Raw genomic sequence first — 21,242 nt, 5'->3', positions numbered from 1 at the left:
CAGTGCATCTTTGTGGTGAAAAAGTGGTGTGCTTCACGCTTTACGCCATAGCGTGCTTAGGGTTTTATGTTAGCTATTGATTGTGTGAACTGGTGCGTAATCTGCGGGGTGGGTAGTGATTGCAAAACTGACTTTAAAATAAGATAAGTCGTTTGATGGCGAAACCAGTAATAGCCATTTAACATGAATTTTGGGGTTAACGGGTCATTTTATTCACAAACACCACCACGAATAAGGCTATGGTAAAGCTGCCAGTAAATGCCTCAAAGGCGGCGACAGCTTTGGAGTAACCTATGGGCGTAAAATCGCCATAGCCTAAGGTGGTAAAGGTGACGACAGAGTAATAAACGCAGTTAAGAAAGAGTGATAGATACTCACCCCATTGCATAGTGTCGGTAGCCACATGTAATTGGCCGCCAAACATTAGGCCGGTGAAAAAATACACACAAGCGCAGCCCAAGATTAATGCCATTGAAAAGAAAATTACCCGCAGCGGCGCTTCACCGTAACCACAAAAAATATCAATAAGCTTAGATATCATGCGTCTCTTGCTGTATTTGGGCATTTGCATGCGGCGCATGACTAGCTCTTTTTGTATGTATTCGCCCGCCATGGAAAATAGCCCTTCATGTTCAGCCGCGCGGCGCAGATCGCGATAAATCTCTTCGGCTTGCTCAAAATAGTCTTGGGCGATTTCTTGTTCACCGACAGTTTCGGCGCGATAGGCTTGTTGTTCTTGAATAATATGTGGGCCGATATGAACGTTTTCTATTTTAGCGCCAGTCCACTTGGCACCTAATAAATTGGTTTGATGCAAGCGAGTGAGATGCAAATTAGCATCGCGTAAGTCAGCCTTCATGACGTTGGCGTGTTCAAGATTGAGGTTAAATAAATGCGCCCCATGCAAGTTAGCGCGATATAAATCTGCATGACTCATGTCATAGCCTGTTTTGCTGTGATGATGAACGAGATCTATACCCTTGAGTTGGGCGTGACGTAAATGAATACCTCTAAGCATGCCGCCGCTGCGAGCGTGCTCTTCGAGTTGGTGGACTATATCGGGACCATCTTTGACTTGTTTGGCGTCGTGCCAAAAACATAAGTCGGATGCCAACGCAGGCGCGTGGCACTCATGTCCTATATCTTCCTTGTAACAACATGTTTTTGTATTTTCCATGTAGTTAAGTATAGCCACTGCTTAACAAACTACTCGTCCAGCGCCATAAATTTTTTTGGACTTAAGTTTACAAGGTCATGAATAAATGATGATTTATTATTAATCAGGTGCAGAAGTCACACTTTTCAGTGTTTTTTTAAGCCAAGATAAAGCCGTGGGATGCTAGCGAGTTAGCTCCATAAAGTTGAGTATTTTTGATGGCTATTCAACTGGGATTTGCGAGTTAATTGAGGTAAAATGCCGTCTTTATCGCCTTTTAACTCCAACTCAAAAGTAAATCATCATGTTTGAAGTCAATCCTGTGAAATTTAAGATTAAGGAGCTGGCCGAGCGCACACAGCTTCTTAGGGGGTATCTTTGACTATGACGCCAAAAAAGAGCGTCTAGAAGAAGTTAGCCGCGAGTTAGAAAGCTCTGAAGTTTGGAATGAACCTGAACGTGCTCAAGCCTTAGGCAAAGAGCGTTCAAGTCTGGAAGCTGTGGTGGAAACCATAGACGCATTAGACACTGGTCTTGAAGATGTGGAAGGTCTGCTGGAATTAGCGATTGAAGAGCAAGATCAAGAAACTTTTAATGATGCGCAAGCGGAATTAGATGATCTTGAAGCTCGATTAGCTGAACTGGAATTCCGCCGTATGTTTTCTGGCCCTCATGACAGCAATGACTGTTATTTGGATATTCAATCTGGCTCGGGCGGTACCGAAGCGCAAGATTGGGCCAATATGGTGCTGCGGATGTTCTTACGTTGGGGCGATGCCCACGACTTTGCCCCTGAGCTGATTGAAGTATCAGACGGTGATGTTGCCGGCATTAAGAGCGCTACCATTAAGTTTTCTGGTGAGTACGCCTTTGGTTGGCTGCGCACTGAAACGGGTGTGCACCGCTTAGTACGTAAGTCACCTTTTGATTCAGGTGGACGTCGCCATACGTCATTCTGCTCAGTGTTCGTCTATCCAGAAATTGATGATGATATTGAGATTGATATCAACCCTGCCGATTTACGGGTTGATACTTACCGCGCCTCAGGTGCGGGTGGTCAGCACGTTAACCGTACTGAATCGGCGATTCGTATTACCCACGTTCCAACCAATACTGTGGTGCAGTGTCAAAACGACCGCTCGCAGCATAAAAACCGTGATACAGCCATGAAGCAATTGAAAGCTAAGCTGTATGAACTGGAAATCCAGAAGCAGAATGCTGAAAAGCAGGCCGCTGAAGATGCCAAGTCAGATATCGGTTGGGGCAGTCAAATTCGTTCATACGTGCTCGATGATTCACGTATTAAGGATTTGCGTACTGGGGTTGAAACCCGTAATACCCAAGCGGTATTAGATGGTGACCTAGATAAATTTATTGAGGCCAGCCTGAAGTCCGGCCTGTAAGGGCTATTCAGATTGACCAGGTGGTCGGTTCGCCGGCCAATGTTGGCACAGAGAGAAAGATATGACTGAACAAGTGCAAGTAATCCAAGATGAGAACAAGCTGATCGCCGAGCGTCGCGCTAAGCTTGAACATGTCCGTCAGCAGTGTCCTGCTAACGCTCACCCAAATACTTTCCGTCGCACCCATAAAGCGGCTGAACTGCAGGCTGAGTATGGTCACAACACTAAAGAAGAACTGGAAGCATTAGGCTTTAAGACCAGCATTGCTGGCCGTATCATGGCTAAGCGTGGTCCATTCTTGGTGATCCAAGATGTGTCTGGTCGCATTCAAGCCTATGCCGAAAAAGGCGTTCAGGCTGATATTAAAGAGCGTTTCCAAGGTTTAGATATTGGTGACATCATAGGTGTAACCGGTCAACTGCATTTGTCAGGTAAAGGCGATTTATACGTCAACATGGAAGAGTATCAGTTGCTGACTAAAGCGCTGCGTCCTCTGCCAGAAAAATTCCACGGCCTGACTGACCAAGAAACTCGTTATCGTCAACGTTATGTTGACCTGATTGTGAACGAAGATTCTCGTCAAGCTTTCATTATGCGCTCTAAAGTGGTTGCGGCAATCCGTAACTTCATGGTTAAAAAAGAGTTCATGGAAGTTGAAACCCCTATGATGCACGTCATCCCAGGTGGTGCTTCTGCCCGTCCTTTTATTACTCATCACAATGCTTTAGATATGTCTATGTATCTGCGTATTGCCCCTGAGTTATACCTGAAGCGTTTAGTTGTTGGTGGTTTTGAGCGTGTGTTCGAAATTAACCGTAACTTCCGTAACGAAGGTTTGTCGCCACGCCATAACCCAGAATTCACTATGATGGAATTCTATATGGCGTATGCTGACTATAATGATCTGATTGATTTAACTGAAGAAATGCTGAGCTCAATCGCTAAAGATTTATGTGGCGATACTAAGCTGCCATACGGCGAGCATACAGTAGATTTCGGTGGCCCTTACGCCAGAATGAGCATGCTGGAAGCGATTCAGCATTACAATCCTGACAATGCCACTATTCAAGCCATGACTTATGAGCAAGTGAAAGATTTAGAATTCATGCGTTCACTGGCTAAGAGCTTACACATTGACGTTGAAACTTTCTGGAGCTGTGGTCAGCTGTTAGAAGAAATCTTCGGTGAAACCGCTGAGCCTAAGTTAATGCAGCCAACCTTTATCACGGGTTATCCAGCTGATATTTCACCTTTAGCTCGTCGTAGCGATGGCAATGATTTCATTACTGATCGTTTCGAGTTCTTCATTGGTGGTCGTGAAGTGGCTAACGGTTTCAGCGAGTTAAACGATGCTGAAGACCAAGATGCACGCTTTAAGGCTCAGGTTGATGCTAAAGACGCGGGTGATGATGAAGCTATGTTCTATGACGCTGACTACATCACAGCGTTAGAGCACGGTTTACCACCAACGGCTGGTCAAGGTATTGGTATCGATCGTTTAGTGATGTTGTTCACTAACACTCACACCATCCGTGACGTGATTTTATTCCCAGCTATGCGTCCGCAAGCTTAATCATTTCTCATTTTTGATTAGCTAAGTGCGACTCATAAAAAAAGCCAGAGCATGCTCTAATGCCGTTCACTTAGTGTGAACGGCATTTTTCTTAGGCTTAATGGGATACTTGTTTTTACTCATTTTTAACGCACATGGATAGGCTCTATCCCGTTTCCCATCAAGCTTGAACTGCCTCGCATTACGCACTATGTCCAAGACATCTCTCGGAACATTCCCTGGCGTTTGAGATGGCAGCTGAGTCAGTTTGAAAATGATATAACTCGACGCATCTCTAAAGCTTAATTGGTTCGGATGTAACGACGGTAAGCTTTTAGCCATCAACACCATCTTGTATCTGATGAGGTTATAGGCCAACAGTACCCCCCACAATTCTTGGATAACCAGCTCTGGTAATTGACTGCGTAGCGTAAAGCGACTCTCCAGCAGATGCTGCTTCATCTCCCGATAGCCCACTTCTATCTCCCATCGATGGGCATATAAATCCACTATCTCGGCCCCCGGATAACGTAAGGGGTCAGTTAATCAGGTCAAAATGGAAACCAACTTACCTTTTACCGTCTTCGTCAGTAAGCGAGCTTCAATATTGTCAGGCAATAGGCCATTTCTTTCTGGCTTGAGGTGTGGTGGTTAACTGCACCAGTTGGTCGTGTTTTCCTAAAGAGCGTACCACTTCATATTGTGTGCCTTTCTTCAACGGCAGCAGCCAGTGGCTGTTAGGTTGAGCCTGTTGCCAGGCGTGCAAAAGCCCTAACGAATAGAAGCCTCTGTCAAACAGAGTCAGGCTGTTATTGGGTATGCTGGATATCAGTTCGGCGGCTAAATTCATTTCACTGACAGCAACAGAATCAAAGGCGCTGTTCAATACCAAGTGGCTGCTTGATTGTTTTGCTCACTATCAGGTGTTCGCCACACGACACCATCGACACCGTAGAGGTTGAGTCCACACCAATGAGGATGCTCTGCTCTCTCATGCCAGGTTTTGGCACTTCGCTTAAACACATCCTGAACAACGTCAGAGCCTAGCCACTTACGCGCTTGCGTGACAGCACTGCGAGCCACGTAATCCACTTCTTGAGGTAAGACGATAGCAAGCTTATTGATGAGAGAGCGGACGGACTCGCCTCTGAACAGAGCCATACCAATCACCGCCCAAATCATGGCATCCATAAGTAACTTACGTGGCTGTAAACTGGCAACACCATGAGAATCAAGGCACGACTGAATTAAATCAGGCTCAAGCACATCGGCCAGACAGGTGAATTCGGTATGGCGATTGATATGAGTACGCGCCAAAGCGTCTGAAAGTTGCATAAAAAAATCCGATGACATGGGGTCATCGGATTTTGATCCTTTCAGTGAGATCGTCAAGCAATCTGTCTTAACTGATCGGCATTACAGAAATTTCTGGGCTTTTTAATGTCTGAAACATGATGTTTTTTGCTGAAGAATTGGGGCGTACTGACATCTTACTTGCAAGTAATGCATGCTTTTCAAACTTGTCTTATCTCCTCTGACACGCCTGAAAGCATCATAGGCTATCAAGATGGCATAGGCCGACCTTTTAGATATTAACGGCTTAGTTGCACTGATGGGCGCAATGGCGCAAAGCCTGATGAAACCTGAAGATTAGACAGCTAGAAGGCTATCAAAAAATAAACAAAATACTGCTTTACTTTGCGAAGGTCACACTGCTATTATTCTGGCGCTACTTGAGAGTAGAGTTATTAAAATAAGCATAAGTTCAAGCAAAACCCTAAGACGCATTCTCGTTTCGTTTTTGTCCTCAGTGTTTCTTTCGCTTCTTCGTAAATATTAATAATTCGAGCTTTAGCATTCCAAATTTTTTGGAAATTAATTTAATTATTTATTTATAAGGGACATCAAATGTCTAATTCAAACACTGGTTCAGTAAAATGGTTTAACGAAGATAAAGGTTTTGGTTTTATCGCTCAAGACAATGGCGGCCCAGATGTATTCGTACATTTCCGCGCTATTGCTTCTGAAGGCTTCAAGACTTTATCTGAAGGTCAGAAGGTTTCTTTCATGCTTGAGCAAGGTCCTAAGGGTCCTCAAGCTGCTAACGTTGTTGCTCTGTAATTACAGAATTACTTCGACAAATAATTTTTTAGTTTTTTTATAATTAAAGGGACATCACATGTCTAGCACTGGTTCAGTAAAATGGTTTAACGAAGAGAAAGGTTTCGGTTTCATTGCTCAAGATAACGGCGGTCCAGATGTATTCGTACATTTCCGTTCAATCGTTTCTGAAGGCTTCAAAACCTTAGCAGAAGGCCAAAAAGTGTCTTTCGCTCTGGAACAAGGTCCTAAAGGTCCTCAAGCTTCTAACGTTGTTGCGCTGTAATTAGCCGGCAATAAGAAGTTAAAAAGGTCGCCTCGAGCGACCTTTTTTGTACCTGTAATTTGAGTTATTGTCACTTAAGCTTAGGCGTAACACTCATCTCAACATCATGTTGTTGTTCGACCACTTGTCCATGACGCTGTTTGGCAATAGCGGTAAACATAGTCACAAAATCATCGGCCATTTGCTCGTAATTAAGCTTAGAGGCTTTAGGCTCGAAGTGATTGTTAGCGGGTGAGCGTGTACTCATAAATCTCGTCCTGTAGGTTACTTTGGCTGGCGAATTTTTATCCTTATCCCCTGAAATTAGCAAGCCTATCATGTTTGATCAAGTGGATTATCACCAATTAGTGTCAATTAACCTGTTATGGTCACAAGTTTGAGCTTAGGCGTGTGCATTTAACCAATGTTGAAAATCTTGGCCTGACATGGCACCAGCTTGCTGCGCCACAATTTGACCTTCCTTAATGATCATGAGTGTTGGAATTGACCGGATCCCAAATTGATTGGCAATTTCCACTTGGGTTTGGGTATCAAGCTTACCAAAGCGAAAACGCCCTGCCATGGTTTGCGCTACAGCGCTAAATGTTGGCGCAAAGCTCTTACAAGGGCCACACCAATCCGCCCAAAAATCGATAACTAAAGGCAGTTGTGACTGATTAGCATGGCGGGTAAAGTTTTGCGCCGTTAAGGTGACGACTTGACCGCTTACCAGTGGTGCTTGGCAGTGACCACACTTAGGTTGCTGCGACATTGTTGTGTCTGCGACACGATTGAGTCCTGCGCAATTGGGGCATGAAATTAACATAGCTTATCCTGTGCATTGATAATTGGCTGTGATGATTTTAACGGGATAGGCCATCGGATAGAAAGTTAAATCGAATGAAACCAATGTCATACCAAATTCAATAATAAATTAATTTTAATGAATAAATAGTCATTGATTATTTCAATGAAATATCGTCTACTGCGCGAACATTCACTATTGCTAACCCTAGGAGATATCGTTTTTATGAGTCATTTTAAGACAATTGAGATTGATGATTACTATGAACAGTCAAGGTTTGAGCGTATAAAGCAGTTTTCCGCCAATAAGCCAACCCCGTTTGTGGTGATAGATACAGCAATCGTTGCCGAACAATATGACGAAATGACTAAATATTTCCCTTTTGCTCATATTTATTATGCTGTAAAAGCCAATCCGGGAGCGCCAATTCTGCAATTGCTGCAGCAAAAACAAGCCAACTTTGATATTGCCTCTATTTATGAGCTTGACGCCGTTTTGGCCCATGGGGTTAGTTGCGATCGCGTTAGTTTTGGTAATACCATCAAGAAGCGTAAAGATGTTGAAGCTTTTTATGAGCGCGGCGTGCGCCTATTTGCATCTGATTCAGAAGCGGATATCCGCATGTTGGCAGAGGCTGCCCCAGGTAGTCGCGTTTATGTGCGAATTTTAACGGCTGGCAATGATACGGCTGATTGGCCATTGTCACGTAAATTTGGTTGTCAGCCAGAAATGGCTTACGACTTATTGGTATTGGCACAATCTTTAGGGTTAACGCCTTACGGTATCTCTTTTCATGTGGGCTCACAGCAACGCGACATCGGCGCTTGGCAAATTGCGATTAACCAAGTAGCTAACTTATTTGCGCGCTTAAAAGCAGATGCCGGCATTGAGTTAGCCATGATTAATATGGGCGGGGGGTTTCCAGCTAATTACTTGGATAAGACTCAAGCGCTTGCTCGTTATGCTGATGAGATTATTAGTTATTTACATCAAGCCTTCCCCATTAAATTGCCTGAAATCATATTAGAGCCTGGGCGTTCACTGATTTCTAATGCTGGCGTATTGGTATCAGAAGTTGTGCTTATTTCTCATAAATCTAATGATGCCAATGAGCGTTGGGTATTTGCGGATGTAGGTAAATTCTCAGGGTTAATTGAAACCTTAGATGAAGCGATTAAATTCCCGATTGTTACCGATAAACAAGGGTCATTAGGCGCTTGTGTAATCGCCGGGCCTACCTGTGATAGCGCTGATATTATGTATGAGCATTACCGTTATGGTTTGCCGCAAGATTTAGCCATAGGCGATCGTATGTATTGGTTAACGACAGGCGCTTATACCACGACTTATTCGGCCGTTTGCTTTAATGGCTTTCCCCCGCTTAAAGATTATTATCTCTAAGCAGGAGTAAGTATTGGCTGCTTATAAAGCCTGATGCGCTTCTTTTAGCTGAGCTAAGCGATGACTTAAGTGCTTAAAGATGCTAAAGAATGAGGGTTTTTCTTCGGCTGTTGGCGGCGCAATATGTAAGCGCGCTGCTATATCGGCTGAATTGAGTAAGCCGCGAATTTGATGATTACTAGCATCCACCACTAAGCAATGATGAACGCCGCTCTGCTTAAGAGTGTTAAGTATGTCGCCCACGTTGGCCGCTAATACTTGCTCATAGTCTAAGGCCAGTAACTGCTCACGAGGTATCATCAAGTCTTCAACTGTGATTTCCCGCTTGGGCGTGAATTTGTTCTGATGAGTGGTAATCGCCTGCGGTGATAGGGCATCTTGAGTGATAATACCGATTAATTCTTGATTGATATCTATCACCATTTTAATTTGGCTATGTTCGTGCAGCATCATTTCTAGTGCAGCCACCACTTGGGTATCGGCATCTATCATACTCGGTGGGCTATGGTGAAAATCGACTAAAATTTCGCACGCCGCTGAACTCAGATTTATATCATCAAAATGGTTGGGTTGGATGAGATGATCAATTTCGCTGATAGGATGTGGGTGTAGAGTTTTCATTGTTAAGTTCTCTGAAATGTGGCTGATTAAGCAATGTGCCAAATTCATCAACAGCTATTCCTATCACTTACCATAGTCGTTAAGCAGTCCTCTAGCCACTATTTATCAGCCGCTATTGATATGCTAAATAGGGCATGCCAAGGGTCATAAATAGTGGCAATCATGCTGTTAGCCTTGATTCGCTTCAACTGGTCCTAAATACGCACTTAAGCCTTTAAACCCACCCTTTAGAATCTTTACATTATCAAAACCAGCGTGGCGCAGCGCTGTGCCAATAGCAGTAGCTCGCGCCCCTGATTTACATATAATCACGACAGGTTTGTCGGTTGGCAGTTTAGCTAAGTTCTCTGGCAAGAATACAGTTTCAGCTGACATTGCAAGGCTGCCAGGCAAAGCCAAACCAAAGATATCCATTTCAGCTGGGGTTCTTATATCCACGGCAACCAGTTTATTACCAGCCTTAATGCTGTTTACAAATACTTCAGGGCTCATTAATCCGAGATTTTTACCGGCAGCAGCGCCTTGTATTGGCGCAAAATGCTCATAATAGCTAGCGGCAAGTTCGGCATTATAGTTAGCGGCATTGACGGCGCCAGTAAATAAAGCAGTTAAGGCTAATGCACTGATAATTCTAATTTTCATTATGGTTATTTCTCATGTGGCTTGATTGAATGCCACCATATTGGTCAGACAACAATTCCTTCGCAAGGATGCGGGCAGCAGTTCACCAAGCTTTTAGCAAAAAATATTTGTAAAAGCATAAGCTTGCTGTTTATCGTAAATATTTGGGATTTAATGCGCTGAGCTAACTATTTTTAGTCACTTTTTGGTATGTGAAAAGTTATAAAAACATATTGAGGGATAGGAAAGGGTAAAGGCTTATGCACATCCCTGTGCAGGGGTCATGGGCAAGGGTATGGGCATGGTTATTATGGCATGGTTATATAAGTGCGTGAGCTTTTAGGCTAATGCAGTGAGTGTCAACGTTAGCTTTTCACTTTCTGGATGATATATAGCAGTAATACTGCGCCCACAGTAGCACTAATAATCGAGCCAATAATGCCGATGGACGCAAATCCCAGCATGCCAAATACTAAGCCTCCAAGAAGAGAACCCACAATTCCGACAGCAATATTACCAAGCAGGCCAAAGCCTTGGCCTTGCATGATTTTTCCTGCTAACCAACCGGCAATGGCGCCTATGATTAGCATGGCTAAGATTGATGATACTGACATATTGTTTCCTCAATGATTATTTGGCGGTAATGAGTATAGGTCAGTGTATGAGGAAGTGATGGTGCGCTAAGTGTTGAACTCGGCATCAAGTGTTGGTGAGTTCAACACCACTTAAGAGGGGATATGTGCGCTTTAGCCAAAGACTATGATGCCAAGGGGGATGAGTGCTGCGGCCACTAAGGTTGGCCAAAACCAGCGATTAGCACACCAAGTTAAGGCAATTAAGCCACTAAATACGCCAATGACAGGCCAAGGTGAGTTTATGCCAAATTGCGCTAATACCTGACGACTGCCATCGATAGCGTAAATGCCAAAGCCAATAGCCACTATGGCAAGTATAATTAGACCGATTTTTTCTTTATTCATGGGTGTTGTTGAGGTAGTCAATCAATAATGCTGGCTATATTAGCGCGCCTGCGCGTTTGAGTCATGATCAAGCTGCCACCTCAAGCATAGAGGGTTTAGCTCTTGGTGGGCTCAGGCGTCACTTTTTTATCAAAAATGCCATGGCCAGAATTTAATAGCATAGAAATCAGAACCTTATTGTCGATTTCTTCACCGTTAAGCATTCTCGCTAGCACTTCGCTGCCAAACAGTTGTGGCGATAAGATAATATCCGGCTGCACCATCTTTATCTTATTGATATTTTTACTATCGTTCACTATTACGACAGTTTTTACATCGGCAGATAAGTCTCTTGCCGATAATAAGATAAAGGCGTTGTCGGCATCGTTTTCAGCGAGGGCTAAAATGGCTCGGCAGTTTTCAAGCCCAGCCTTTTTGAGTACCGCGCTGTCGCTACTATCCCCTGAAATAATATCGAATTTACCTTCAAGACTTTGTTCTATCATGGCAAATTCATCTTCGGGGCGCACAGTAATTATGGTGACATCCAGGCCGCGCTGATGCAGTTGGTTAATGGTATTCATGGCCATCATAGAGGTGCCACAGACAATAAAATGGTCTTCACGTTTCATTAGGGTCTTGTTTCCTTTAACCAGTTTATCAAGTCCACCGCGAATAAGCGGCCCAAAAATAGTCGTCACTGAGGTGGCAAATACAGTAATACCTGAAATGATGACCGAAATAGTAAAGAGTCTCGCAGCCTCACTTACAGGTAAAATATCGCCATAACCAACGGTTGTCATAGTAACCATGGAGAAGTAAAAGGCAGTCATAATATTATCGATTTTAGGCGCAAAACCATCACCGAAATACAGGCTGCCATAAGTAGCGTAAGCCACTAAAATAACGAAGGTAATTAACGAAAATATGCCGCCTGCGGTGGCGCTGCTGCGGGTAAAATCTTTGCGCAGCAATAACAATAACCCTAATGTAAAAATACACAGATTAATACTGTGCTGCTGATCGGGTATGAAATGGAAAGTAAACAGTAGGGTAGTGACTAGTAGCACTAAGCTCATGACCCAAGCGATACGCGCCCTAAAGACTAATCCAGCGGAATTTAAGACTAAAAACACACCCAGCATAAACCAAGGTGCATTAGTTAATGCAGTAATGCTGGCTTCGGAGAAGTTAGCGATATGCAGCAGTTCAATGATATTGCTTGAGGTGCCGTAGACGGTTTTAAAGATTAATAAACCATTGAGCAGAACCGCTAACGCCACTAAGTTGTGGCGTATGGCGATCCAGAAGTTTACGGCCTTTTTTATCAAATGCTTAAAGTGTTTCAATTGCCAGTCGCATCGTAGTTTTTTTGCCAGTATAGGTTAAAAACTAAGTCGGCTTAAGTTTCCTGACAATATTTAATCTGCCCTTGATTGTATGGCCAAAGACATGGGTCATTAACGGCGAAAATCGATACGCTGCTCACCATCATGGTAAATATGACTCACCGCAGGTTGTGTGCTGGCAATTAGTTTGCCGCCTCTAATGGAGTAACGCACAGGCACTTGGCGGCGCAGGGCATCAAAATCACTATCAGCCGGTAGTATGATTAAGTTGCCTGGACGGCCAATTTCAATACCGTATTGCTCACCTAAAGCTAAGGCTTTGGCACTGTGGGTACTGATTAAATCCAAAGACTTATCTAATTGCTCATAGCCCATGATTTGACACACATGCAGCCCCATGTGCAGTACTTGCAGCATGTTGGCAGTGCCCAGTGGATACCAAGGGTCAAACACATCATCATGGCCTAAACACACATTGATATTGCTGGCCAGCATCTCTTTAACTCGGGTTACACCGCGGCGTTTTGGATAATCATCAAAGCGGCCTTGCAAGTGAATGTTAACTAGCGGGTTAGCCACAAAACTAATGCCCGCCATCTTAAGTAAACGGAACAAGCGTGAAGCATAGGCACAGTTATAAGAATGCATGGCGGTGGTGTGGCTAGCCGTGACCTTGTGGCCTATGTCATATTTGTGGGCCAGGGCTGCTAAGGTTTCGATAAAGCGCGATTGCTCATCATCAATTTCATCGCAGTGCACGTCGATTAAACGGTCATATTTTTGCGCTAATTCAAAAATATAGTGCAGAGATTCAATGCCGTATTCACGGGTGAATTCAAAGTGCGGAATCGCGCCAATCACATCGGCGCCAAGCCCTAAGGCTTCTTCCATCAAGGCCTTGCCATTTGGGTATGACAAGATACCTTCTTGCGGAAATGCGACGATTTGCAAGTCAACTACGTCTTTCATCTCAGCTTTAACTTCTAACATAGCGCGCAGCGCCGTCAAGCTTGGATCTGATACATCCACATGGGTACGCACATGTTGAATACCGTTAGCAATCTGCCATGACAAGGTTTGCTTAGCGCGCGCTTTAACATCTTCAATGGACAGTAATGCCTTGCGCTCAGCCCAGCGCTCAATGCCTTCAAATAAAGTGCCTGAAATATTCCAGTTAGGTTCACCAGCGGTTTGAGTGGTATCTAAGTGAATATGTGGTTCACAAAAAGGCGCCATGGCCATGCCGCCTTCACCATCAATCACAGTGGCATTGATCTCAAGCGGGGCGTCGGCTGGATAAATGGCGCTGAAGCGACCATTGTCAATGACAATTTTCTTAAGCCCAGTCTGACCGCGCACTGTGACATTGGTAATGAGCAAGGAGTTATTCATAACGTTTCCTGAAATTTAGGCTTGTTTGGCTTGAATCGGCAGTTGGCGAAAATGGCGGCTCAAGGTATCGAGTAATAAGTAACTGCCAGCACCAGCCAGCACGGCATTCAGTGGCACTATGCCAGGTAATAAATGGCCAGCGGCGACACCTATGGCAACCCCTATAATGGCGGACCAATTAACCATCACTTGTTGGTGTAACGTGTTGGCAATGTCGCTATAGCGCTTGCGGTTCTTAATAAAATCAGCAATCAAAATACCACCGATAGGCGGAATAGCTGCGGATAAAAAGGTTAACCAACCGACGAAATTATTATACAGCCACAAAGCGCAAAAGGTGCCGATTACGCCATTGACTATGGATAAGTATTTGCTTGAAAGACCAGTGATGTTGGCAAAACCTAGGCCAGAAGCGTAGAGGGCATTATCGTTAGTGGTCCAGATATTTAGCCCTAACACGATAATGGCGGGGATAAGTAGGCCTTGGGCTATCATCACTTCTGAAATATCCGCATGCCCAGTGGCGGCAGCGCCCGCGGCGCCAAAGATAAACATCAAGGTATTGCCCATAAAAAAGGCCACCATAGTGACCACAACCGCTGTTTTAGCATTACGTCCGAAACGGACAAAATCGGCCGTTAAGGTGCCAGCAGAAATAAATGACCCCACTACCATGGCGATGGCTAAGGTTAAGCTCATTTGCTCACTTGGGGCGAGTTCTTGTAACGCTGATATGCCGCCCATGCTGGCAATGGCTTCAATCACACTATAACCGCCGAGCATAGCGATGGCAGGCACAGCTATGGCCGATAAGATCATTAGGGCTTTAATGCCAAAGTAAACAGTGGCTGTCATTAAGGCGCCAGAGACTAAGATCAGCACTTGGGTATCTATGCCTGTGGCCTTGTGTACGGGAATGGCAAACATGGCGACGCCAACACCAAACCAACCGACTTGAGTGCCGCCAAGCAGCAATGAGGGTAACCACGAGCCTTTTTCGCCGAATGAGTAGCGCGCCAGTAAGTGCGTAGATAAGCCAGTCGATGCGCCGATATAGCCTAAACAAGAAGTGTAAATACCTAAGATTAAGTTGCCTATGATCACGGCTAGTAGAAAGTCATTGAGATTAAGACCTGTGCCTAAAGTGCCGCCGGTCCACATACTTGCTGAGAAAAACGTCAGTCCTAACATCACCATAGTTAAGGACAGTGTACTTTGCCGTGCGTGTTGCGGCACCTGACCCAAACTGAAATTATTATCACTGCTCATTTTCCCACCTCTTATTTTTTTGTTGTCACAAATTTTTAGGCAAATTTTGCGCATTTTATGGATTTAAACGCTGAGGTCAATGTAAAAAATGAATAAGTTGCTCGTAAAGTTCAATTAACTTTTTAACGCATTGTTTTTAATTGATTTTAAATAACATTCAGAATCACTTAAGTTCTATTTCTGTGTATTTGCGCTGCAAGGTTTTGCTGGAGATTTGCGTTCATGGTCGATGCTGACATAGATAAGTTCCATATTGATGTTGCCCGCGCCTTGGCTTAGTGTGGTGTTATCGCTATAAAAGTAACCTGTCACATGGAGTCGTAATGAGTGAGCACCAAGCGTTAGTCGATTTTATTGAGTACTCAGCAGCAGAGATGCTGATGCGCGCCGAGCAAAACTATCAAGACATTAAGCGGCGCCATTCCATTCGTAAATTTAGCTCGCGCCCGGTGGCTGCCGCCATTATCGAGCAATGCTTATTGGCAGCAGGCACGGCGCCTAATGGCGCTAATCATCAGCCGTGGCATTTTGTGGCGATTCAAAGCGCTGATGTGAAAGCCAAAATCCGCGCGGAAGCTGAAGCCATTGAGCGCGCCTTTTATGAGGGGCGCGGCGGCGAGGAATGGCTAACGGCGCTAAAACCTTTAGGCACCAATGCCAGTAAACCTTATTTAAGCGAAGCGCCGTGGTTAATTGCGGTATTTAGTCAAAAGCGCGGCGGCGCGCAGCAAGATGGCCACAGCCAAAACTACTATGTGCATGAATCTGTAGGCATAGCCACAGGCTTTTTGATTCAGGCGCTGCATCATGCTGGATTGGCAACCTTGACTCATACCCCTAAGCCTATGAGCTTTTTAACTGAGATTTGCGGCCGCGATGCCGACAATGAGCGGCCCTTTATCTTGATAGTGGCAGGCTATCCAGCCCCAGATGCGACTGTGCCAGAGCATGCACTCCAGAAAAAAAGCTTGGCGCAGTTAGCGACCTTTTTATAATGATGGGCTTTAGGTTGTGCTCGTTAAAGTCGTGATTCATTTAAGCCGTAACTCACTTAAGTCGTGATTTTTCTTTTGAGCAACACGCTTTGGCCGCGACTTATCTGGGGCATGTGGATTTAATGCCCCATAACACTCAGCATGAGCTAACCATTGCGCTATTTATTACCATCAAGGAAGTCCCATGACGCAAACATCTGCCAATGTTTTTGCTAGTTGGCTGAGCGGCCAAGCCTTAGCCGAGCATGTCACTCATCCTAATATTCAAGTAGGTGAATACAGTTATTATTCTGGCTATTATCATGGCAAATCTTTTGAAGACATTTGTGTGCGCTATTTACTTGGCGATAGCGTCACCCAAGATGTTTGGGAAGCGGGAATTTATGGGGAAGTTGATAAACTTATTATAGGTAAGTTCTGCTCCATTGCCTCTGGCGCCACCTTTATGCTGGCTGGTAACCAAGGCCATCGTCTCGATTGGATATCGACTTTTCCTTTTGATGCTAAGCAATTTGGTGAGCAAGTCAAAAGCGGCTTTGAGCGCTCAGGTGATACTGTCATTGGTAATGATGTGTGGATTGGCACTGAAGCTATGATCATGCCGGGCGTGCATATTGGCGATGGCGCTGTCATCGGTGCCCGTGCTGTTATTACTAAAGATGTGCCGCCTTATGCCATAGTGGTTGGGCAAAATCGACTATTACGCTATCGCTTTAGTGAATCACAAATAACAGCCTTATTAGCGCTTAAATGGTGGGATTGGCCATTAGCAAAGTTGCAAGCGCAGATGCCGCTAGTTTGCAGTGGCGATATAGATGCCTTTATTGCCTCCGCCAAGTGCTAAGTGAAATAATCAAAGGACATATTGGCTAATGACTGCTGTTGATGTGCTCTCTGCGCCCATTAGAATTGCGACCCTTAATTTATTTAATTTTATTGCGCCGCCCTTGGCTTATTACGAGCAATTTAATATCTATTCTGAGCCGCAGTGGCAGCAAAAGTGCCACTGGATAAGCCGTTATTTGGCTGAGCATCAGCCCGATATCATAGGCTTTCAAGAAGTGTTTAGTGTTGTTGAGTTGCAGCAATTACTGCTGCAAGCGGGTTACCCCTATTTTGCTGTAATCGATAATCCAGAGCTAATCGATGCCTATATCTATCAGCAACCAGTTACAGCGCTTGCTAGTCGTTATCCCATAGTAAATTCTGATGCCCTTAAGGTAGCGCCGCAAGCACGCGCGCAACTTGGGCTGAGCGCTGATTTTAGCTTTAGTCGCAAGCCCTTATGGGCACAAGTTAATATCCCAGGGCTTGGCTTGTGCGATTGCTACGTGGTGCATTTTAAATCAAAGCGATCGCAATTTAATGAGTGTGAAAACGGCAATATCAATGCAGATTTTGGTGATGCCGCTGCCAGTATTCAGCGCTTAGCGGAAGCTAGCTTAGTGCGCAGCGCCTTGCGTAGCCGTTATCGTGAATGCGGCTTACCTATGATATTGATGGGGGATTTTAATGATGCGCTCACCAGTGACTTATTGCAGGGGTTAGTCAGCCCCAATAGGGTAACTAAAGCCAATGCGCCGCACGCTCAAACCCAAGCGCAATCAACAGCGCAAACGTCATCACAGCCACAAGCGCAATCTCAGGGCGCGGCCTTACAACTCTTTGATAGCTTTCATCTGTTTGAACAAGAAACCGGCCAAACGTTAGCGGCGATCCCAACCCACTATTATGGCGGCCATGGCCAAGTGCTTGATTATATATTGTTAAGCCAAGATTTTGCGCCTAGCTATTGCTGGCAACTGGCTTGTGTTGAGGGCTATGAAGTGTTTGATCGCCACCTATTGCGCCCAGATTATGCCTTAGATAGTCACAGCACAGATCATGGGGTCGTGATGGTGACAGTGCAATTGCGGCAATAAGCTCGTAGCGCCTTCGAGGAATTTATCGGGATAAGCCAGTTAGTCATGGCTGATAGGGTGCCAATTTGCTATGATTGCGACCGTGTGCGGCGCCTTGTCGGCGCCGTTTTTATGTTTATAACTCGCCTTCGGGCTAGAGGTTTACCCTTGACCGCTCCAGTTTCTGATACCTGTTTATTTGCTACTTTGCCACTGCGCACTGAGTTGCTGACTAACCTGACGACCTTGGGTTACACCCAAATGACGCCAATCCAAGCCGCCTCTTTACCTTTGACATTGAATGGTAAAGATCTGATTGCTAAAGCCAAAACTGGTAGTGGTAAAACGGCTGCCTTTGGTTTGTGCTTACTCAATAAATTGGATGTGCAGCGTTTTCGCATTCAAACTCTGGTGTTATGCCCAACGCGCGAATTAGCCGATCAAGTAGCGCAGGAAATCAGAAACCTCGCGCGCGGTATTCACAACATTAAAGTGCTGACCTTATGTGGTGGCATGGCTGTTGGCCCACAAATTGGTTCATTAGAACATGGCGCCCACATTATTGTTGGCACCCCAGGTCGCGTATTAGATCATTTAGATCGCGGCCGTTTAGATTTAAGCCATCTGACCACTCTGGTATTAGATGAAGCCGATCGCATGTTAGAAATGGGCTTTGAAAAGCCGCTGCAAGCGATTGTGGATAGCACGCCGCATTATCGTCAAACCATGCTGTTTAGCGCGACCTATCCTGAAAAGATTAAGGCCATGTCAGCGCGTTTCATGACTAAGCCTGAAATGGTCGAAGTGGCCGGTGGCCATGACAATTTAGCCATTGCCCAGCATTTTTATCAGTTAGATCGCAGCGAGCGTTTAGACGCCTTGCGCTTATTGTTACTGGCCGAGCAACCAGAATCTGCCGTGGTATTTTGTAATACCAAAAGTGAGTGTGAGCAAGTGGCCACTAGCTTGCAAAACTGGGGTTTTAGCGCCTTATCACTTAATGGTGATTTAGATCAGCGCGATCGTGACCGCACCTTAGTGCAGTTTGCTAACAAGAGCATCAACGTGCTGGTAGCTACCGACGTAGCCGCCCGTGGTTTAGATATCGATAATCTTGATGCGGTATTTAACTTTGAGTTAGCCCATGAGCCTGAATTGCACATTCACCGCATTGGTCGTACTGGCCGTGCTGGCGCCCAAGGTAAAGCCTTTAGCTTTTGCCGCAGCAATGATGACTACAAGATTGCCTTGCTGGAAGAAGCTTTAGATATCAGCATTCAATATGATCATTTGCCAAGTGATAGCGTGTTAAGCCGTATGCCGGCTGAGCCACAAATGATTACTGTGCTGATTGATGGCGGTAAGAAAGATAAGTTACGCCCAGGTGATGTGCTTGGCGCATTAACCGCCGACAAGCAGTTAACCGGTGATGATATTGGTAAAATTATGATTACTGATATCCGCAGCTTTGTGGCTATCAAGCGTCCTTCAGCCCGTATTGCGTTAGCGATTCTGGCCAAAGGTAAGCTTAAGGGTAAAAACTTCCGCGCGACCTTAATGCAAAATCGCGACTAGTATTGGCTTTGCTAGCGTTAACTTGATTAACGCTAGCGCTTGGCTTCTAGTGCAAGCTTCTAGACATTAGTCACTAGCGCCTGAATTAATCCAGCTCATAAAAAAACGCCGATAACTGAGTTATCGGCGTTTTTTTATGGGCGTTCATCGGGGGGGTACTGATTTAAGCAGTAATCCCCCATGACAGCCTTAAGGCTATTAGGCAGAGTGCGAGCGACGCTGGCCTTGAAAGTTACCTTTGTTGGCTTTAGGCGCAGGCTTAGCATCAGAGCGGCTGCCTTCAGCTTGACGCTGCGGCTTGCTGTTAGCGTATGGGTTTTCACCTTCGCTTTTAGCTCGTGCTGGGCGCGGCGCTTGGCTCTTGCTAGCCGCACTGGTGCGGCTATTGCCATTACCGGCATTAGCATTGCTTGAGCGACGCTGACCTTCAGCATTAGCTCTTGGTTTAGCTGGGCCGCGGCCTTGGCTTTGCTTAGGCTTGGTTGAAGTGCTAGTGGCGCCTGGGCCAGTTGGTACTTCTTGAGTCGGCTCATAACCTTCAAACACCTTACGGGTTAAGGTTTGACGAATTAGCTTCTCAATGTCGCGCAGCATTTTAGTTTCTTCGCTGCTCACCAAAGATACGGCATGACCAGTGGCGCCTGCGCGGCCAGTACGGCCAATACGGTGCACATAGTCTTCAGCCACTTGTGGTAAGTCAAAGTTAACTACTTGCGGTAATTGCTCGATATCTAAACCGCGGGCGGCGATATCGGTTGCCACTAAGGCTTTTACTTTACCGGCTTTAAAGTCAGCTAAGGCTTGAGTACGAGCATTCTGGCTCTTGTTGCCATGAATGGCCGCGGCAGAAATACCGTGGTCATCTAAATAACGTGCCAGACGATTAGCGCCATGCTTAGTGCGCGAGAACACTAATACTTGGGTCCAGTCATACACTGCAAACAGTTCAGTTAACAGGGCAGCTTTGCGGCTTTTATCAACGGTAGTGATCCACTGAGTGACAGTCGTTGCTGTGCTATTTCTTGGGGTCACAGAAATTTCAACCGGATCGTTCACTAAGCCTTTAGCCAGTTCACGAATGTCATCGCTAAAGGTGGCCGAGAACATTAAGTTCTGACGCTTAGGCGGCAACATTTTTAAGATGCGGCGAATATCGTGAATAAAGCCCATGTCCAGCATGCGGTCGGCTTCATCTAATACCAGAATTTCGAGTTTATCGAATTTCACAGCGCCTTGCTGTTGCAAGTCCAGTAAACGGCCTGGGGTGGCAACCAGTACATCAACGCCACGACGCAATTCAGCGATTTGTGGATTGATAGACACGCCGCCGAATACGACTGTGCTTTTTAACGGTAAATACGCACTGTATTGCTTAACGTTTTCGCTAATCTGTGCTGCTAACTCACGAGTTGGAGTCAGCACTAAGGCACGGATACTCACGCCGCGAGTTCGCCCGCCACTGCTTAATAACTGTAACATTGGCAGGGTAAAACCTGCAGTCTTGCCTGTCCCCGTTTGCGCAGCCGCCATAATATCACGGCCAGTTAATACGGCTGGGATGGCTTGTGCTTGGATTGGGGAAGGAGTTTGGTAACCTTGTTCAGCTACCGCTTTTAAAATCGGGGCCGACAGACCCAGGGAGGCAAAGCTCATGCATTAATCTCTTGTTGCGTAGTGCTAATAAGCCCCTACGCCAAATACGGCGGCAGCATTAAATTAGCAATGCGGCCTGAAGGTCGGGCAGCTTACCCGATCTTGGGCTTAATGGCTATCAATTAAACAGTCTTGGCCTTAGCTGTGGCCATAAACAGCGGCACTTCCAAGCTTAATGGCTGCATTTACTGTGTTTTTTTGATCTACATCAATTTATGTGAGTCG

The 21,242-nt window shown here is 45.4% G+C and carries 20 protein-coding genes and 1 pseudogene; 9 read left to right on the top strand and 12 right to left on the bottom strand.

From position 1 onward, the window contains the following. Positions 1-196: 196 nt before the first annotated feature. The gene (locus tag AC1HDP_RS10015; protein ID WP_479638636.1) at positions 197-1,177 is read right to left on the bottom strand and encodes a pentapeptide repeat-containing protein; all 981 of its coding nucleotides are present in this window, start codon (positions 1,175-1,177) and stop codon (positions 197-199) included. A 283-nt stretch (positions 1,178-1,460) separates the two neighbouring features. Here AC1HDP_RS10015 and prfB point away from each other — a divergent pair. Together prfB and lysS are read left to right on the top strand one after the other, a co-directional pair. Beyond that, positions 1,461-2,559, top strand: a protein-coding gene (gene prfB, locus AC1HDP_RS10010) for a peptide chain release factor 2 (RefSeq protein WP_168195217.1) whose coding sequence is annotated in 2 segments (ribosomal slippage) — positions 1,461-1,535 and positions 1,537-2,559 — 1,098 coding nt in all. Because the reading frame shifts where the segments join, the coding sequence is not laid out codon by codon here. A 61-nt stretch (positions 2,560-2,620) separates the two neighbouring features. Continuing rightward, complete coding sequence (lysS, locus tag AC1HDP_RS10005; protein ID WP_479638635.1) at positions 2,621-4,132, top strand: lysine--tRNA ligase; 1,512 nt, start codon at positions 2,621-2,623, stop codon at positions 4,130-4,132. Between the two features lie 66 nt (positions 4,133-4,198). On the opposite strand, the pseudogene AC1HDP_RS10000 reads toward lysS, so the two are convergent. Further along, positions 4,199-5,446 (bottom strand): annotated as a pseudogene (locus AC1HDP_RS10000) (IS4 family transposase). 573 nt (positions 5,447-6,019) lie between these two features. On the opposite strand from AC1HDP_RS10000, the gene cspE (AC1HDP_RS09995) reads away from it, so the two are divergent. Then, on the top strand, positions 6,020-6,232 hold the full coding sequence (gene cspE, locus AC1HDP_RS09995) for a transcription antiterminator/RNA stability regulator CspE (protein ID WP_140933585.1): 213 nt from the start codon (positions 6,020-6,022) through the stop codon (positions 6,230-6,232). A 58-nt stretch (positions 6,233-6,290) separates the two neighbouring features. Further along, on the top strand, positions 6,291-6,497 hold the full coding sequence (cspE, locus tag AC1HDP_RS09990) for a transcription antiterminator/RNA stability regulator CspE (RefSeq protein WP_140933584.1): 207 nt from the start codon (positions 6,291-6,293) through the stop codon (positions 6,495-6,497). A gap of 70 nt (positions 6,498-6,567) precedes the next feature. On the opposite strand, the gene AC1HDP_RS09985 is transcribed toward cspE (AC1HDP_RS09990), so the two are convergent. Together AC1HDP_RS09985 and trxC are read right to left on the bottom strand one after the other, a co-directional pair. Continuing rightward, positions 6,568-6,744 (bottom strand): hypothetical protein, encoded by a 177-nt coding sequence (locus AC1HDP_RS09985; RefSeq protein WP_168195216.1) that lies wholly within the window; start codon positions 6,742-6,744, stop codon positions 6,568-6,570. 135 nt (positions 6,745-6,879) lie between these two features. Beyond that, positions 6,880-7,302, bottom strand: coding sequence for a thioredoxin TrxC (trxC, locus tag AC1HDP_RS09980; RefSeq protein ID WP_479638634.1), 423 nt, complete (start codon positions 7,300-7,302; stop codon positions 6,880-6,882). A gap of 204 nt (positions 7,303-7,506) precedes the next feature. Between trxC and AC1HDP_RS09975 the strand changes: the two genes are divergently transcribed. Next, the gene (locus tag AC1HDP_RS09975; RefSeq protein ID WP_479638633.1) at positions 7,507-8,682 is read left to right on the top strand and encodes a type III PLP-dependent enzyme; all 1,176 of its coding nucleotides are present in this window, start codon (positions 7,507-7,509) and stop codon (positions 8,680-8,682) included. Positions 8,683-8,703: 21 nt separating this feature from the next. Here the strand turns inward: AC1HDP_RS09975 and AC1HDP_RS09970 are convergent, their stop codons facing one another. The 7 genes from AC1HDP_RS09970 to codB all read right to left on the bottom strand — a co-directional run bounded on the left by AC1HDP_RS09970 (position 8,704) and on the right by codB (position 14,893). After that, positions 8,704-9,303, bottom strand: coding sequence for a CBS domain-containing protein (locus AC1HDP_RS09970; RefSeq protein WP_479638632.1), 600 nt, complete (start codon positions 9,301-9,303; stop codon positions 8,704-8,706). A 168-nt stretch (positions 9,304-9,471) separates the two neighbouring features. Continuing rightward, positions 9,472-9,945 carry a rhodanese-like domain-containing protein gene (locus AC1HDP_RS09965; RefSeq protein ID WP_479638631.1) on the bottom strand — a complete coding sequence of 158 codons (474 nt, stop codon included), beginning with the start codon at positions 9,943-9,945 and terminating at the stop codon, positions 9,472-9,474. A 344-nt stretch (positions 9,946-10,289) separates the two neighbouring features. Beyond that, positions 10,290-10,538 carry a GlsB/YeaQ/YmgE family stress response membrane protein gene (locus AC1HDP_RS09960; protein ID WP_479638630.1) on the bottom strand — a complete coding sequence of 83 codons (249 nt, stop codon included), beginning with the start codon at positions 10,536-10,538 and terminating at the stop codon, positions 10,290-10,292. A 132-nt stretch (positions 10,539-10,670) separates the two neighbouring features. Continuing rightward, a complete protein-coding gene (locus AC1HDP_RS09955; RefSeq protein ID WP_140933578.1) occupies positions 10,671-10,904 on the bottom strand; it encodes a hypothetical protein in 234 nt (77 codons plus the stop codon). Positions 10,905-10,999: 95 nt separating this feature from the next. Further along, on the bottom strand, positions 11,000-12,232 hold the full coding sequence (gene kch / locus AC1HDP_RS09950) for a voltage-gated potassium channel protein (RefSeq protein ID WP_479638629.1): 1,233 nt from the start codon (positions 12,230-12,232) through the stop codon (positions 11,000-11,002). A 111-nt stretch (positions 12,233-12,343) separates the two neighbouring features. Continuing rightward, on the bottom strand, positions 12,344-13,624 hold the full coding sequence (locus tag AC1HDP_RS09945; RefSeq protein ID WP_479638628.1) for a cytosine deaminase: 1,281 nt from the start codon (positions 13,622-13,624) through the stop codon (positions 12,344-12,346). Between the two features lie 15 nt (positions 13,625-13,639). Then, entirely contained in the window at positions 13,640-14,893 is a 1,254-nt protein-coding gene (codB, locus tag AC1HDP_RS09940; protein ID WP_479638627.1) for a cytosine permease, read from the bottom strand. A 323-nt stretch (positions 14,894-15,216) separates the two neighbouring features. On the opposite strand from codB, the gene AC1HDP_RS09935 reads away from it, so the two are divergent. From AC1HDP_RS09935 to dbpA, 4 genes are all read left to right on the top strand, one after another. Next, on the top strand, positions 15,217-15,888 hold the full coding sequence (locus tag AC1HDP_RS09935; RefSeq protein ID WP_140933574.1) for a nitroreductase family protein: 672 nt from the start codon (positions 15,217-15,219) through the stop codon (positions 15,886-15,888). A 184-nt stretch (positions 15,889-16,072) separates the two neighbouring features. Beyond that, positions 16,073-16,732: a CatB-related O-acetyltransferase gene (locus tag AC1HDP_RS09930; protein WP_140933573.1), complete on the top strand. Its 660-nt coding sequence runs from the start codon at positions 16,073-16,075 to the stop codon at positions 16,730-16,732. A gap of 28 nt (positions 16,733-16,760) precedes the next feature. Beyond that, positions 16,761-17,810, top strand: a complete 1,050-nt coding sequence (locus AC1HDP_RS09925; RefSeq protein WP_479638626.1) for an endonuclease/exonuclease/phosphatase family protein — start codon at positions 16,761-16,763, stop codon at positions 17,808-17,810. 147 nt (positions 17,811-17,957) lie between these two features. Continuing rightward, positions 17,958-19,364 carry an ATP-dependent RNA helicase DbpA gene (gene dbpA, locus AC1HDP_RS09920; protein ID WP_479638625.1) on the top strand — a complete coding sequence of 469 codons (1,407 nt, stop codon included), beginning with the start codon at positions 17,958-17,960 and terminating at the stop codon, positions 19,362-19,364. Positions 19,365-19,562: 198 nt separating this feature from the next. On the opposite strand, the gene AC1HDP_RS09915 is transcribed toward dbpA, so the two are convergent. Continuing rightward, a complete protein-coding gene (locus AC1HDP_RS09915; RefSeq protein ID WP_479638624.1) occupies positions 19,563-21,017 on the bottom strand; it encodes a DEAD/DEAH box helicase in 1,455 nt (484 codons plus the stop codon). Between the last annotated feature and the right edge of the window lie 225 nt (positions 21,018-21,242).

This window comes from Shewanella sp. ISS20, from assembly GCF_056522965.1.
This window is presented reverse-complemented; position numbering and strand designations above follow the sequence as displayed.